This is a genomic window from Roseburia sp. 1XD42-34 (assembly GCF_009917385.1).
Lineage (GTDB): Bacteria > Bacillota > Bacilli > Bacillales > Amphibacillaceae > Virgibacillus.
The window spans coordinates 67,830-83,970 of the sequence record NZ_QWLJ01000003.1 but is presented as its reverse complement, the minus strand read 5'-3'; the positions used below and the strand labels follow the sequence as shown (position 1 = coordinate 83,970).

The 16,141-nt window shown below is 38.5% G+C and carries 16 protein-coding genes; all 16 read left to right on the top strand.

What is annotated here, in order from left to right:
- Positions 1-354 precede the first annotated feature (354 nt).
- The 16 genes from rimP (at position 355) to dpaB (ending at position 16,079) form a co-directional block, all read left to right on the top strand.
- Positions 355-825: a ribosome maturation factor RimP gene (rimP, locus tag D1839_RS02575; RefSeq protein ID WP_120378326.1), complete on the top strand. Its 471-nt coding sequence runs from the start codon at positions 355-357 to the stop codon at positions 823-825.
- Positions 826-840: 15 nt separating this feature from the next.
- Positions 841-1,938: a transcription termination factor NusA gene (nusA, locus tag D1839_RS02570; protein WP_120378325.1), complete on the top strand. Its 1,098-nt coding sequence runs from the start codon at positions 841-843 to the stop codon at positions 1,936-1,938.
- A 14-nt stretch (positions 1,939-1,952) separates the two neighbouring features.
- Positions 1,953-2,234 carry an RNase P modulator RnpM gene (gene rnpM, locus D1839_RS02565; RefSeq protein WP_120378324.1) on the top strand — a complete coding sequence of 94 codons (282 nt, stop codon included), beginning with the start codon at positions 1,953-1,955 and terminating at the stop codon, positions 2,232-2,234.
- The gene (locus D1839_RS02560) at positions 2,224-2,526 is read left to right on the top strand and encodes a L7Ae/L30e/S12e/Gadd45 family ribosomal protein (RefSeq protein ID WP_050352778.1); all 303 of its coding nucleotides are present in this window, start codon (positions 2,224-2,226) and stop codon (positions 2,524-2,526) included. The genes rnpM and D1839_RS02560 overlap by 11 nt, the downstream gene beginning before the upstream one ends.
- A gap of 16 nt (positions 2,527-2,542) precedes the next feature.
- Positions 2,543-4,711: a translation initiation factor IF-2 gene (gene infB / locus D1839_RS02555; RefSeq protein WP_120378323.1), complete on the top strand. Its 2,169-nt coding sequence runs from the start codon at positions 2,543-2,545 to the stop codon at positions 4,709-4,711.
- Positions 4,708-4,986, top strand: coding sequence for a DUF503 domain-containing protein (locus D1839_RS02550; protein WP_120378322.1), 279 nt, complete (start codon positions 4,708-4,710; stop codon positions 4,984-4,986). Before infB ends, D1839_RS02550 begins: the two co-directional genes overlap by 4 nt.
- Before the next feature lie 46 nt (positions 4,987-5,032).
- Complete coding sequence (gene rbfA, locus D1839_RS02545) at positions 5,033-5,374, top strand: 30S ribosome-binding factor RbfA (protein WP_120378321.1); 342 nt, start codon at positions 5,033-5,035, stop codon at positions 5,372-5,374.
- Positions 5,375-5,581: 207 nt separating this feature from the next.
- A complete protein-coding gene (truB, locus tag D1839_RS02540; protein WP_120378320.1) occupies positions 5,582-6,475 on the top strand; it encodes a tRNA pseudouridine(55) synthase TruB in 894 nt (297 codons plus the stop codon).
- Between the two features lie 20 nt (positions 6,476-6,495).
- Entirely contained in the window at positions 6,496-7,440 is a 945-nt protein-coding gene (locus D1839_RS02535; RefSeq protein ID WP_120378319.1) for a bifunctional riboflavin kinase/FAD synthetase, read from the top strand.
- 280 nt (positions 7,441-7,720) lie between these two features.
- Positions 7,721-7,990 (top strand): 30S ribosomal protein S15, encoded by a 270-nt coding sequence (gene rpsO, locus D1839_RS02530; protein ID WP_120378318.1) that lies wholly within the window; start codon positions 7,721-7,723, stop codon positions 7,988-7,990.
- Between the two features lie 532 nt (positions 7,991-8,522).
- Positions 8,523-10,640, top strand: a complete 2,118-nt coding sequence (locus D1839_RS02525) for a polyribonucleotide nucleotidyltransferase (RefSeq protein WP_120378317.1) — start codon at positions 8,523-8,525, stop codon at positions 10,638-10,640.
- A 426-nt stretch (positions 10,641-11,066) separates the two neighbouring features.
- Positions 11,067-12,014: a polysaccharide deacetylase family protein gene (locus D1839_RS02520; protein WP_120378316.1), complete on the top strand. Its 948-nt coding sequence runs from the start codon at positions 11,067-11,069 to the stop codon at positions 12,012-12,014.
- A 33-nt stretch (positions 12,015-12,047) separates the two neighbouring features.
- Entirely contained in the window at positions 12,048-13,268 is a 1,221-nt protein-coding gene (locus D1839_RS02515) for a M16 family metallopeptidase (RefSeq protein WP_120378315.1), read from the top strand.
- A 395-nt stretch (positions 13,269-13,663) separates the two neighbouring features.
- Positions 13,664-13,906 carry a YlmC/YmxH family sporulation protein gene (locus tag D1839_RS02510; protein WP_050352787.1) on the top strand — a complete coding sequence of 81 codons (243 nt, stop codon included), beginning with the start codon at positions 13,664-13,666 and terminating at the stop codon, positions 13,904-13,906.
- A gap of 485 nt (positions 13,907-14,391) precedes the next feature.
- A complete protein-coding gene (gene dpaA, locus D1839_RS02505) occupies positions 14,392-15,276 on the top strand; it encodes a dipicolinic acid synthetase subunit A (RefSeq protein ID WP_120378313.1) in 885 nt (294 codons plus the stop codon).
- A gap of 212 nt (positions 15,277-15,488) precedes the next feature.
- Complete coding sequence (gene dpaB, locus D1839_RS02500; RefSeq protein WP_120378312.1) at positions 15,489-16,079, top strand: dipicolinate synthase subunit B; 591 nt, start codon at positions 15,489-15,491, stop codon at positions 16,077-16,079.
- The last annotated feature ends 62 nt before the right edge of the window (positions 16,080-16,141 follow it).

Sequence of the window (16,141 nt, the reverse complement as noted above, 5' to 3'; positions counted from 1 at the left end):
ACTATGTTTCTCAGTGGGCTAAAGATTTTCACTGCTCCTTTACGATAAGTATCGGTCGTAAAGGCCGTGGCTAACTTTTTTAACTGTGGAGTTTTCGAGTGGTTTAGCTACTGGTAAATGAAATTACAGAAATTGGTTTATACTAATAATGCGTGTTTAAAAGGAAGGCAGACAGGTTATTGCTGATCAAAGGTAGAAATGTTGTGAATGTAAAGATGAACGAATCAATTTTGAAGAGCATTATAGGTAAATTAGTCATCTTGTTTTAATTAGTGGCTATGCAGCATATGAACCGGGCGTCTTAAACAAACCTTCCATGGAGTAAAAAAAGTATAAGTAAAAGGAGGATACGTGTTGAGTTCAAAAGTAATACAAACAACGGAAGAATTAGTTCTCCCTATCCTGGAACAAAAAAACCTTGAATTAGTTGATGTGGAATATGTGAAAGAAGGGAAAAATTGGTTCCTACGTGTGTATATCGATAAAGAAGGCGGCGTTGATATTACCGAATGTGGAGAGGTATCAGAAGAATTGAGTGAACAATTGGACCGGAGAGACCCCATTTCAGATGCCTATTTTTTAGAAGTATCTTCACCAGGTGCAGAGCGTCCTTTAAAGAAGAAGCAAGATTTTGTTGAGAATATCAATAAGCAAGTATACGTTAAACTATATGAGCCAATTCATGGTGAAAAAGTATATGAAGGAAAGCTAATTGATTTTACGAATGAGGTGTTAACTATATCATATAAAGTTAAAACCCGTAATCAAACGGTAGAGATTCCATTTGACAAAGTAGCCAAAGCGAGATTGGCTGTAACGTTTTAAAGGGGGAGAAAAAAAGTGAGCACGCAATTGTTCGATGCAATTGATTATTTAGCGAGGGAAAAAGGTATTGATAAGGAAATTTTATTGGAAGCTCTGGAAGCTGCTTTAATTTCAGCATACAAAAAGAATTTCAAATCAGCCACAAATGTTCGTGTTGAACTTAATGAGGAAACGGGAAAGATGGCTGTCTTTTCTCGAAAAAATGTTGTAGAAGAAGTAGAAGATCATCAACAAGAAATTTCGATACAAGAAGCAAAAGAAATCAATCCTAATTATGAAATTGATGATGTGGTTGAAGTGGAAGTAACACCAAAAGATTTTGGCCGTATCGCTGCTCAAGCTGCAAAACAAGTGGTGACACAAAGGGTTAGAGAAGCAGAACGCGGCGTTATCTTTTCGGAATACTCCGATCGAGAGGATGACGTAATGACAGGGATTATTCAACGAAAGGATGCACGGTACGTCTATGTACATCTTGGTAAAATAGAAGCAAAACTCGCTGAAGCCGAACAAATGCCTACAGAAGAATACAATGTGCATGATCGGATTAAAGTGTATGTTACGAAAGTGGAAAATACAAGTAAGGGACCGCAAATATATATTTCTAGATCCCATCCCGGGTTACTGAAACGGTTATTTGAAATGGAAGTACCGGAGATATATGATGGGATCGTTGAGATTAAATCTGTAGCTAGAGAAGCCGGCGATCGCTCTAAAGTTTCCGTATATGCACCTGACCCTGACATTGATCCTGTAGGGTCTTGCGTCGGTCAGAAGGGCCAAAGAGTACAAGCGATTGTGAATGAGCTTAAAGGTGAAAAAATTGATGTTGTACAATGGTCTGATGATCCTACTGTTTATGTTTCGAATGCTTTAAGCCCTTCGAAGGTAATATCTGTACTTGTAAATGAAGAAGAGAAGGCAACGACCGTTATTGTACCGGATTATCAATTATCATTGGCAATTGGTAAACGAGGTCAAAATGCAAGGCTTGCAGCGAAATTAACTGGTTGGAAAATTGATATAAAAAGTGAAACAGAAGCAAGAGAAGAAGGGTTATTGGACGAAGATGATGAGGCCTATTCTGACAATGAAGAAAGTTTGTTTGAATAAGGAGGGGATCAGGCATGGTAAAAAAACGTAAAGTGCCTACTCGCAGATGCGTTGTAACAAACGAAATGATGCCAAAGCAGGAATTAATTCGTGTAGTCCGTAATAAAGAGGGAGAAGTTTTTGTAGACCCAACCGGCAAGAAGAATGGTAGGGGAGCTTATCTTTGTAAGGATATTACTGTTATTGATCAAGCGGAAAAAACTAACGCGTTAAACAAGCATTTAAATGCGACCGTTGACGCAGCAGTTTTTAATGAATTAAGAGAGTTAGTTGCAGGTACAACAAATGAAAAATAGTTATCTTAACCTTGTTGGCCTTGCTTTTCGAGCTGGAAAATGTTCGCTTGGTGAAGATGCCATACTTAAAGATATCAGAGCAAGACGTGCTGTATTAATCTTGCTGGCAAGGGATATTGGTCCACAAACGAAAAAGAAACTAACCGATAAATGTAAAACCTATAAAATCCCATATGCTATCGTAGATGACCGAGAAACGTTATCAAATGCAATTGGGAAGACCCAAAGAGTAGCAGTAGCTATTTTAGACGCAGGATTTGCTGCTAAGATTAAGACGCTACTCGGGGAATAAATTCGGGGGTGAACGTATGAGTAAAATGCGTGTATATGAATATGCAAAACAAAATAATCTATCAAGTAAAGCAGTAGTTGCATTTCTTAAGGAAAAGGATGTCGATGTGACAAATCACATGTCGACAATCTCTCCAAATACGATTGCGATGCTTGATAAAAAATATAAAGCGCAAAAGCAAGACAAGAAAGAAGCAGGAGATGCTAATCAAACAAAGACTAAAAAACCAAAGCAACATGTGAATCCATCAAATTCGAACCATAATCAGCAAAACAAAATGAAACAAAACAAATCAAATAATCAGCATAAAACAAACACTCAGCATAAACCAAACAAGCAACAGCAAAAAGCGCACGGAAAGCAAGCAAAAGGGAAAAAAGGCAAGAGCAATACGAAAGCACCTACTAATCAACAAACGGTGAAAAAAGAAACACCTAAGGAAATCAAATATCATGGTACGTTAACGGTTAGTGAACTTGCTGATAAATTAAATAAAGATGCGTCAGAAATCATTAAAAAGCTGATGTTCCTTGGTGTAATGGCAACAAAAAACCAAGATTTAGATGACGACTCTATTGAATTAATTTGTGCTGAATTTGATGTAGAAGTTGAAAAAGAAATCATCCTTGAAGATACGGACTTAGATAAATATATTTCGGAGGATAAACCGGAAGACCTGGTAGAACGACCAGCAGTTGTAACCATTATGGGGCATGTAGACCACGGGAAAACAACATTATTAGATTCTATCCGTCATACGAAGGTTACTGCAGGAGAAGCTGGTGGTATTACGCAACATATTGGTGCTTATCAAGTTGAGAATGATGGCAAGAAAATTACATTCTTGGATACTCCAGGGCACGCTGCATTTACAAGCATGCGATCTCGTGGTGCTCAAGTAACGGATGTGGCGATTCTAGTTGTTGCTGCTGATGATGGAGTTATGCCACAAACAGTAGAAGCAATCAACCATGCAAAAGCAGCTGGAGTTCCAATTATTGTCGCTGTTAATAAAATGGATAAGGAAGCTGCTAATCCAAACCGCGTCATGCAAGAATTAACGGAATATGAACTTGTTCCTGAAGATTGGGGCGGAGATACAATTTTTGTGAACCTCTCTGCAATTAAGGGAGAAGGAATTGATGAACTATTAGAAATGATTGTCCTTGTTTCTGAAGTAGAGGAACTGAAGGCTAATCCGAATAATAATGCATTTGGGACAGTAATTGATGCACAATTGGATAAAGGAAGAGGATCTGTAGCAACATTGCTCGTTCAAAATGGAACGTTACATGTTGGTGATTCTATTGTGGTTGGAAATACGCACGGTCGTGTTCGGGCAATGGTGAATGATGTCGGTCAGCGAGTCACCGAAGCAGGACCATCTACACCTGTGGAGATTACTGGACTAAATGAAGTACCAGAGGCTGGAGATCAATTTCTTGTCTTTAAAGATGAGAAAAAAGCACGTCAAATTGGTGAGGCTAGACAGCAGAAAAAAATTCTGGAAAGCCGCAGTGAACAGACGAAGGTTAGTTTGGATGACTTGTTTGAACAAATCAAACAAGGTGAAATGAAAGAAATTAATATTATCATTAAAGCAGATGTTCAAGGATCAGCAGAAGCGCTTGCTTCTTCGTTAAGGAAAATCGAGGTAGAAGGCGTGAATATTAAAATTATTCATTCTGGCGTAGGTGCGATTACGGAATCCGATGTTATCTTGGCTGCAGCATCGAATGCAATTGTCATCGGCTTTAATGTACGACCAGATGCAAATGCGAAAAAAGCGATTGACAGAGAAAAAGTAGATGTTCGCTTACATCGTGTTATTTATAAAGCAATCGAGGAAGTAGAAGCGGCTATGAAAGGGCTCCTTGACCCTGAATATGAAGAAAAAGTAATCGGGCAAGCTGAAGTACGAGAAACTTTCAAAGTATCAAAAATTGGAACCATTGCTGGTAGCTATGTAACCGACGGAAAAATTACCCGCGATGCCGGTGTCCGATTAATTCGTAATGGTGTTGTTCTATTTGAAGGCGAAATTGACGCCTTAAAACGTTTTAAAGATGATGTAAAAGAAGTAGCACAAAATTATGAATGTGGTATTACGATTAAGAACTTTAATGATATAAAAGAAGGAGATATCATTGAAGCATTTATTATGGAGGAAATCAAGCGAGCATGATTCTCTACGCTGAAGTAGAATGTATTTTATATGAAAGCCATTCGTTAAAACAGAAGCGCTCCATTATCAAACCTGTTCTAACCAAGTGCAAGAAAGACTTCAATATAGCGATGACGGAACTAGATTATCATGATCTATGGCAGCGAACAAAATTAGGAATCGTTACTATATCGACAGAGTTAGCACATGCAGAGCAAGTAATGCAAGACGTGATGCACGTGATTGATTCGTACACGGAACTGGAACGAACCATTACCCATGTAGAACGAATCTAGAAAAATGCCCAAAAGGGTTTTTTAAGATAATAATGAGGTGAATGAAATGGCTGAATTACGTGCCAATCGAGTGGGCGAACAAATGAAAAAGGAACTGGGAGAAATCTTAACTCGAAAAATCAAGGACCCACGAGTTGGGTTTGTTACAGTCACAGATGTAGAAGTCACAGGTGACTTACAGCAAGCAAAAGTATTTATTTCCGTTTTAGGTAATGAGAAGCAAAAGAAGGATACGTTACTTGGTCTGGCGAAAGCAAAAGGATTTATTCGTTCAGAAATTGGCAAACGTATTCGCTTACGAAAAACACCTGAATTGATGTTTGAATTTGATGAAGCATATGAATATGGCAATCGAATTGAATCTATTTTAAAAGATTTAAATAAATAACGCTTGGATGCACCTGTTTTTAAAACCGACAGATGTGGTTGGATCTTATTGAAAATAAGCCAATTCATATGGAGAGCACGACCTGGAATAAGAATCTGACCTGTTTTAGGTCAGATTCTTTCCTTCATCTCAATGGAATAATACTTTCTTCTTGCTTTACAAGACCTGATTGAAGTTTCACTTTAAAAGAAATGAGGGATTTCACATATGGATGGAATATTGCCATTATGGAAACCAGAAGGCCTTACTTCGCATGACTGCGTGATTAAAATCCGCAAAATGTTTCAGACAAAAAAAGTAGGACACACAGGTACATTAGATCCAGATGTGGAGGGAGTTTTACCTATCTGCATTGGAAAAGCAACAAAAATTGTTCCTTTTTTAACCAATACAAAAAAGACATATAGCGCTAAGCTAAAATTGGGAGCCGCAACAGATACCGAGGATGCGTCTGGTAACCTAATTGAGGAAAAACCGGTAGAGGTGATGCCAGGACAACAGGATGTTGAAGATGTAATACAGCAATTTTTAGGGGAAATTAACCAAGTCCCTCCCATGTACTCAGCGGTTAAAGTAAAAGGGAAAAGGCTATATGAGTATGCTAGAGAAAATCAGTACGTAGAGCGACCAGTCAGGCGAGTTAAGATTGATGAAATACAGCTACTTTCAGCTCCGAATGAACAGGAACGTTCGATCACATTTAGAGTGGTTTGCTCAAAAGGAACCTATATTCGTACCTTATGTGTAGACATCGGAAAAGCTCTAGGATATCCTGCGCATATGATGACATTAGTAAGAGAGGCTACAGGAGCATTTTCCAACAAAAATGCGGTTACATTTGCTACAATAGAAGAGGCCATTTTAAAAAAACAGGAAGCTACGTTATTATATCCAATTCAAATGGGTTTAACCCATCTGGATGTATGGCATGTCGATTCTGAAACAGCTAAAAAGGTGTTGTATGGGCAAAAACTACCTAATAGTATCCAACTAAGGACAGATCCATTTGTTATCATGCATCAGAATCGTGTTCTAGCCATTTATCAATCTCATGAAAAGCAAGCAGGCTATATAAAGCCAGTCCGTGTATTTAGTAGATAAAAAAGTGTAGGTGAAGTAAGATGCGAACAATTGAATTAACTTATCCGCACACTCTCATACTAGAAGAACTTCCAGAAACAGTTGCAGCTATTGGGTTTTTTGACGGAATACATAAAGGTCATCAGCATGTCATTAAAGCCGCAATTAAAGAAGCAAAGCAAAGAAAGATGGAAAGTGCTGTCATTACGTTTTATCCGCATCCATCTGTTGTCTTACGAAAAGACAAGCAGAAAGTGAAATATATTACTCCATTACGTGAAAAGCAAGAAGTTTTACAGCGACTCGGTGTAGAGAGATTATATATTATTACCTTTAATTCCGAGTTAGCTGCATTGGACCCACAAGGATTTATTGATCATTTTATTAAAGGGCTCCACATAAAGCACCTTGTTGCTGGCTTTGATTTTTCTTACGGCCATAAAGGCAGCGGCAATGTCGATACTATAGCAGAACATGCCGATGGGGCATTTACCTTTACAAAGGTAGATAAGGTCGAATGTGATGGGGAAAAAATCAGCTCGACAAGAATTCGCAAGTTACTAGCTTCAGGGGAAATAAAAAAGGCAAATGCGTTACTTGGAAGACCTTTACTCGTTAATGGAGTTGTTGTCAAAGGCGCCCAGCGTGGAAAACAAATGGGTTATCCTACTGCTAATATGCAGACGAACCAAGATGCTTTACTACCAAGACCAGGTATCTATGCAGTTAAAATCTTTTATAAGCAAGAAAAATACGAAGGAATGGCAAGTCTTGGATTTAACCCAACCTTTGAAGCAAACCTACCGGAGCCGATCCTTGAAGTGCATATATTTGATTATAATCATGAATTGTACGGAGAGGAATTGTTAGTCGAATTTCATTCCTTTATTCGTGAGGAAATGAAATTTCCTGGTATGCAGCAATTGAAGGAGCAAATTGCCAATGATGAGAAGCAAATTCGACGCTTCTTTTCCGAACTATCATAACTTATCTGAAGTATGGTCTCCACTTGTAAGGAGAAAATAAGTAGTATATGTAAGCCAAACGTTAGATTTAGTGCAAAATACCTTAAGGTCATACCATTATGGTACGAACAAGCAGTAGCGGATGAATGAAAACCTCTCACTGACGGAAGATCCACTTTATACTTGCATTTTTTGCTAACTAAGTGTAAGATAGAAAACGTTGAACCATTGCTTGGCAAATCGTGACTCCGACGTTTGCTAGGGAATTGGGGATTTTAAATGTAAATAGGAGGTGAGCCAAATGGCTATTTCACAAGAGCGTAAAAATGAAATCATTAATGAATACAAAATTCATGACAACGACACTGGTTCTCCAGAAGTACAGATTGCTGTACTCACTGCAGAAATCACGACGTTGAACGAACATTTGCGTGTTCACAAAAAAGATCATCATTCACGTCGCGGACTATTAAAAATGGTCGGTAAGCGCCGTAACTTGTTGAACTACTTACGTAATAAAGATGTTACACGTTACCGTCAATTAATTGAAAAGCTCGGCCTACGCCGATAGAACAAAGGCGTAGAGCGCCCGTTTAGCAACGTAGTGACTGGAACGAAGCAACTAAAGTTTTAGGAATCATGCCACTAAAAACAGGGGTATGCTGACTTCAGGGCGGCAAGCCCGTTTTTAGTCGGCCTTCCTCTTACAGGCGAACCGATGATACCTTATTCTGAGGGTGCATTTCTAAAGTCGCCTCGTTGCTGGGATTCGGTTATTTCCATCCACAAGCACATCATTTTATAGTTTCTTATACAAAAAAAGCAGGAGAAATCCTGCTTTTTTCTGTGGGCACATCGTAAATTGTAAGCATTGTAAAGTGTTTTGATTATCCTTGTATGAAAATAACTATATGAAGTTTATAAAGGCTTGTACTTTTCTTACAGGTGTTCGATGTATATAATAGAACCGAGAGATGGTTGTTTAATGGTATATGTACATAAAATTTGGTCAAACCTTTGATTTATCTACATAAAATTTACAATCATGCTTATAAACTATAAAATGTAAGGTAGAATGTTATTTGAAAGGAGCACATGAACTAATGGCAGAAGAAAAACAACAGTTCTCTACGGAAATAGCCGGAAAAAAATTTACCGTTGAAACTGGAGAATTAGCAAAACAAGCAAATGGCGCTTGTATGATTCATTATGGAGATACTGCTGTACTATCAGTAGCTACGGCTTCCAGTGAGCCAAAGGACCTTCCTTTTTTCCCTTTGACTGTGAATTATGAAGAACGCCTCTATGCAGTAGGTAAAATACCAGGAGGATTTATTAAACGAGAAGGAAGACCAAGCGAAAAAGCGATTCTGTCTTCCCGGCTTATTGACCGACCAATTCGTCCTTTATTTCCAGACGGTTATCGGAATGAAGTTCAAGTAATAAGCACTGTAATGAGTGTGGATCAAGATTGTCCATCCGAAATTGCAGCAATGATCGGCTCATCGATTGCCTTATGTATTTCTGACATTCCATTTGCAGAACCGATTGCAGGGGTAAATGTCGGTCGTGTGGATGGGGAATTTGTTATTAATCCAACGATTGAGCAAGAAGGAAAAAGTGATATTGAATTGACTGTTGCTGGAACAAAAGACGCAATTAATATGGTAGAAGCTGGAGCCAATGAAGTACCAGAGGAAGTCATGCTTGAAGCAATTATGTTTGGTCACCAGGAAATTGTTCGTTTAGTTGAGTTTCAAGAGCGGATTGTGGAAGCTGTTGGAATAAAAAAACAGGAACCGACTTTATTTGATATCGATCAAACGCTAGCTGCAAAAGTAGAAGTGGAAGCGAAAGATAAGTTGATTGAAGCTATTCAAGTTAAAGAAAAACATGCACGCGAAGAAGCTATTGCTGTAGTGAAAGAAGAAGTACTACAAGCTTACGAAGAAGACGAAGAAGCAGGCAAGCAGGTCAAGGCAATTCTTGATCAAATGGTAAAATCAGAGGTAAGGCGATTAATTACGAAAGAAAAGGTTCGTCCTGATGGGAGACAAATTGATGAAATTCGCCCACTTTCGTCTCGTATTCATGTATTGCCGCGTACACATGGTTCCGGATTATTCACAAGAGGACAAACGCAAGCATTAAGTGTGTGTACACTCGGTGCTTTAGGCGATGTACAGATCCTTGACGGTCTTGATTTAGAGGAATCAAAACGCTTTATGCACCATTATAATTTTCCTGCTTATAGTGTTGGAGAGACGGGACCAATCAGAGGACCTGGTCGTCGTGAAATTGGACACGGTGCATTAGGAGAACGAGCTTTAGAGAAAGTGATTCCATCCGAAAAAGAATTTCCATATACGATTCGTTTAGTATCAGAAGTGTTGGAGTCTAATGGATCAACCTCGCAAGCAAGTATTTGTGCAAGTACGCTTGCTATGATGGATGCCGGAGTCCCAATTAAGGCACCAGTAGCAGGTATTGCAATGGGACTGGTCAAATCCGGTGAAGATTATACGATTCTTTCAGATATTCAAGGAATGGAAGACGCACTTGGCGATATGGACTTTAAAGTAGCGGGAACAGCAAAAGGCGTAACCGCATTACAAATGGATATCAAAATCGATGGCTTGTCTAAAGAAATTTTAGAAGAAGCATTGCATCAAGCGAAAAAAGGCAGAATGCATATTCTTGAATCAATGCTTGCGACCATTGAAAAACCAAAGGATAACCTTTCTCAATATGCACCGAAAATTTTAACCATGCATATTAATCCAGATAAAATTCGCGATGTAATCGGACCAAGTGGAAAGCAAATTAATCAAATCATCGATGAAACAGGTGTGAAAATTGATATTGAACAAGATGGTAGTGTGTTTATTTCTTCCACTGAAGCAGCAATGAATCAAAAAGCGAAGAAAATAATTGAGGACTTAGTACGAGAAGTCGAGGTTGGACAATTATACCTTGGAAAAGTAAAACGAATTGAGAAATTTGGTGCTTTTGTTGAATTATTTAAAGGAAAAGACGGTCTGGTTCACATTTCTGAACTGGCAGAAGAACGTACAAATAAAGTAGAAGACGTTGTTTCCATTGGTGATGAAATTTTAGTGAAAGTAAAAGAGATTGACCATCAAGGCAGAGTAAACTTGTCTCGAAAAGCTGTGTTAAAAGAAGAACGGGAAAGAAAAGAAGCTGCAAAAAATCAAAAATAACAACGAAGTAAACAAGAAGCTGGCAACCCAGTTTCTTTTTTATTGCATAAAAAACTATAGAATGAGGAGCTTATGGATAGTGAAATAACCGACTAGGCAGGTCCGGCTCCCTCGCCCAGCAACTAGGCGACTTTAGAAATGCGCCCTCCGATAAGGTATCTTCGATTCGTCACGAAGAGGAAGGGCAATTAAAAACGGGCTTGCCACCCAGACGTAAGCATCCCCTTGTTTTTAGTGACATGATTCCTAAAACTTTAGTTGATTCGTTCCATTTTTTTCAATTGGGAAGGAATTCCCATCCTAACCGATGGATGAAAGCCGCTATAATAAAAAACGTGAGATATTTTCTAATGCGCTCAATATTTTTCACCATCAAGCATAACTTGTCCGTTCTTATCATATAGGTAAGGATAGGGGGGGATGGTTATGTGGCGATATCGGCATTTACTTCACATTGTGGTATTTATGATAATAGTAGGGCTTACGTTCGATATGGAAAAAAATCCGTTTACTCCAGTGGAATCACCTGTTATTATAGAAACGGTGAAAACTACTGATCCATTATATGCTGAAATAAAACAAAAAGCGAAAGAATATGAAGAGCCTGCACAAAATGCGTATATTGATAAAGTTTGGAAAAAAACACCTGGTAGAAATGGGTTAAAAGTAAATGTAGAAAAGTCATATGTAAAAATGAAGCAGGAAGATGGTACTTTTACAGAGTCGAAGCTCGTATTCGACCAAATCGCTCCCAAAATAGATTTAAAAGATTTACCTGCCGCTCCAATTTATCGAGGACATCCAGAAAAGAAAATGGTTGCACTATTAATTAATGTATCTTGGGGAGAAGAATACATCCCCGAAATGCTTTCCATTTTAAAGGATAATCGGGTAAAAGCCTCCTTTTTTATTGAAGGCAAATGGGCTAAAAATAATGCGGAACTGGTTAAAATGATTGCCGAACAAGGTCATTTGATTGGGAATCACGCTTATAATCATCCGGATATGGCTAGGCTATCTAATCAGAGCATGGTTGATCAAATAGTACAAACAAACGATATTTTAAAAGCAATTACTGGATCGATGCCGAAATGGTTCGCTCCTCCTAGTGGCAGCTATAATAATCATGTTGTTGAGGTTAGTCACCACTTAAATATGGAGACTGTTCTTTGGACAGTTGATACAATTGATTGGAAGAATCCATCTGTTTCTGTTATGCTTAACCGAGTAAACAATCAGCTTCATCCTGGTGCTACCATTTTAATGCATCCAACAGCTGCTACTGAAAGAGGATTAGAAGAATTGATTACCTCAATTAAAGAAAAGAAATATAAGTTAAATACGATTGAAAAATTGATGGAACCAAAGCGATAATACCGTCGCTTCATTATATTAGGAGGATACGCTTTGATAGAAAAACACACTTGTCAAAATGGTTTACGCGTCGTACTGGAGCGAATTCCTACAGTTCGTTCTGTTACGATAGGAATTTGGATACTCACTGGTTCACGCCATGAACATGGGCAAATAAATGGCATCTCGCATTTTTTAGAGCATATGTTTTTTAAAGGAACTAAAACACGCTCTGCTCAGGATATTGCCGAGGAATTTGATGCAATGGGCGGTCAGGTAAATGCATTCACATCAAAGGAGTACACATGTCTTTATGCAAAAGTAGTGGATACATATAAAGATACAGCATTGGATATTCTAGCAGATATGTTTTTTCAATCCGAGTTTCAGGAAGCAGAAATGGATAAAGAAAAAAATGTCGTTTACGAAGAAATTAAAATGTATGAAGATACACCAGATGATTTAGTACATGACTTGCTGGCGAGGGCTGCTTTTGGAGACCACCCGCTTGGATTGCCAATTTTAGGGACAGAAGAACAATTAGCTACGTTCACGCCAATGATGTTAAAAGAATATATGCAATCAAGGTATACTCCAGAAAATGTGGTTGTGTCTATCGCTGGTAATGTAGATACTTCCTTTCTCCAATCAGTAGAAGGCTATTTTGGAAGCTACCACCTTCCTAAATCTACTGCTAGTTTTACTAAACCACAATTTCTTGGCGAAAAAGTAGAACGGTATAAAGATACGGAACAAGCTCATGTCTGTTTAGGGTTTAACGGTTTGGCTGTGCATGAACCAGCCATTTACAGCTTAATCATAATGAATAATGTTTTAGGAGGCAGCATGAGCTCCAGATTATTCCAAGATATTCGGGAAAAAAAGGGGTTAGCTTATTCTGTGTTCTCCTATCACTCTTCGTTTACCGATAGCGGATTATTAACGATCTATGCTGGGACGGCAAAAGACCGATTACAGCAGTTGCTTAATGTGATAAAAGGAACCATTGACGAGTTTGTAACCAAAGGGATAACGGATAAAGAACTGCAAAATAGTAAAGAGCAATTAAAAGGAAGCTTACTTTTAAGCTTGGAAAGTACGACTAGTCGAATGAACAGAAATGGAAAAAACGAGTTAATTCTTAAAAAACATTATACATTAGATGAACTGGTGGAAATGATTGATGCAGTCAACCATACCTCTGTGCAACATGTTATGGATACTGTATTTCAACAATCCCCATCCATTGCTTTGATATCTCCCAAAAATGAATAAGTTAAGAAATTCGCTTTATTACAACTTTTTATTAAAATGGCGATAAATGAATTGTGTCATAAGATGGCTACGGTTTGCAAATTATTAAACAGGGTAGCTTTCTATCGCATCCTTTCTTTGCTCTATAGGAAACAATAAAATGAGGTGCTTGTGGATAACGAAATAACCGACTAGCCACATCCGGTGCATGAGCCAGCAACTAGGCGACTTCACGAAATCGCCTTCCGATAAGTCATCATCGGTTCGTTACCTCACCGTGTTTCCTTTATCTCAGTTGATTCGTTCCAGTCGCTACGTTGCTAAACGGACGCCTGCGCCTTTGTTCCTAAAAAACCTATGATAACATAGGTTTTTTTTGCATATATATTATAGAAATGATGCATAGGGGGGATAAATTGCGTTACAAGGAAATTAGTGGAAAAGAAATTGTTAACGTCCAAGAAGGATCTCGTTTAGGTATTTTAGGACAAACTGATTTAGAAATAAATGAAACGACTGGACAAATTGAAGCCTTCATTATTCCAAATTACAAGTGGTTTGGTCTAAAAAAAGAAGCAGAAGAAACAAAAATTCGTTGGAGTGCTATTAAAAAAGTGGGAGAAGACATGATCATTATCGATACGGAAAAGAATTTTTAAATGTAGTTAGCAATCCATTTGCTCCTCTACAACGTATATTTCATTTATCGATGCAATTGCCAGCACCTTAGCAGGATAGGGTAATGTCTCGGCTGTTATCGAAAGTGGTAGCAGCCTTTTGTATTCCATATATAAGATGCTGGAAGGCTCTTTCTTCAGGAGTTGGATAATCTGTACTGGAACAAGTCTAAGTCGGAGATAACACCCCATAAAAACCCTCGTAACAGACCTTTAAGTCATACCATTACGGTAAAGAATGGGGAATGAATGAAACCAACCCTCCCACTGATGGAAAATTCACTTTAGGTGCATAATTGTTCTTTTTAGAAAATGATTTGGTTTAGCTTAATCCTAGAATTCGCCCCATTATTTTAATCTGAGTTGAATGACTCTTTTCTTAAAAATGGAATCACTAACTCGATTTTCACACATAAGCTATAAAGAAATGCGAATGAAAATGGCACGTTTGGAGGGTGTTTACAAGGATGGACCGAACAATTGCAATTATTGGCGGAGATGCCCGTTATTTAGAGTTGATTCGCCAACTTCAAGCATTAACCGATACAACCCTTTTATTGATTGGATTTGACAAATTGGAGCAAGGCTTCACGGGCTTAAAGCAAATGGATATAGATGAGGTTACCCCAAGCAGTTTAGATGTCATTATCTTGCCTATAACCGGCACCAATTCTGATGGAAAAGTGGAACCCGTGTTTTCAGAAAAACCTATCCACCTTTCCCACGACTGGTTCAAACAATTACGTAAATCGACAATTGTGTTTTCTGGAATAGCTAATGACTATTTAATCGATGCAGTAAATAGCGCAAATGCCAAGCTGATTCCGTTATTGGAACGAGATGATGTTGCCATTTACAATTCCATTCCGACTGCAGAAGGTACGATTATGATGGCTATAGAGCATACAGATTTCACCATCCATTCCTCGCGAGTCGTCGTTGTTGGCTTCGGTAGAGTCGGAAATACCGTGGCGAACAAGTTTTCAGCATTAGGCGCAAAAGTTTCTGTTAGCGCTACACAAATGAAGGATTTAGCAAGAGTGACAGAAATGGGACTAACGGCTATTCCTTTGGATCAATTGGCGTCTTATATGGAAGATTGCGATCTATTAATTAATACTATACCTGCTTCAGTGATTGGGAAAGAAGAAATGAAGCACCTTCCTTCACATGCAGTCATTATTGATTTAGCCTCAAAACCAGGTGGTACGGATTTTGCCTATGCGAAACAACGGGGGATTAAAGCCATTTTATCTCGTAGTTTACCGAGCATTGTGGCACCTAAAACAGCCGGGAAAATATTGGCTGATGTCATTAAACAAGAATTATTGAAACAGGGTGAAACGAAGTAACCTTTATCCACAAGTAACTGGCAGGTAATACCTGCCTTTCCATTCTACGAAGTAAAAAATCCAAGTAGGATAGTGGAAGATTTTAACTGCAAGTTAAATGGTGGATGCTATGCAAAGATCTTATGTCATACTCTTGCAGTATGAACAAGGAGTAGAGAAAAAGAAATTCTCACTGATTGAAGATTCACTTTATATATAGGAGGGTGTTACGGATGAATTTAGCAGGTAAAAGAATCGGCTTTGGTTTAACTGGATCACATTGCACGTATGATCAAGTATTCCCGCAACTAGAGAAATTAATGGAGCTTGGTGCTGAAGTCGTCCCAATTGTAACGTATACAGTTCGAACAACGGATACGAAATTTGGCGACGCAGAGGACCATATGGAGAAAATCGCATCCATTACTGGAAAAGATATTATTACAACGATGCCAGAGGCGGAGCCTTTAGGACCGAAAATGCCATTGGATTGCATGGTAATTGCCCCGTTAACAGGAAATTCCTTAAGCAAACTTGCCAACGCGTTAACAGACAGCCCCGTTTTAATGGCTGCTAAAGCAACGATGCGTAATCAAAAACCTGTTGTAGTAGGTGTGTCGACGAACGATGCACTTGGATTAAATGGGGTTAATTTAATGCGGTTAATGGCTAGTAAATTTATTTACTTTATTCCTTACGGACAGGATGACCCGTATTTAAAACCGAATTCACTCGTTGCTAAAATGGAATTATTACCCGAAACGGTAGAAGCTGCACTTGAATTCAAACAACTTCAACCAGTTATTGTTCCTCATCAAAGCTGATCTATGGTAAAATGATAAGCTAGAAGTCTAATAATCTAGTTTTGGAAGGGAGCAATAAATCC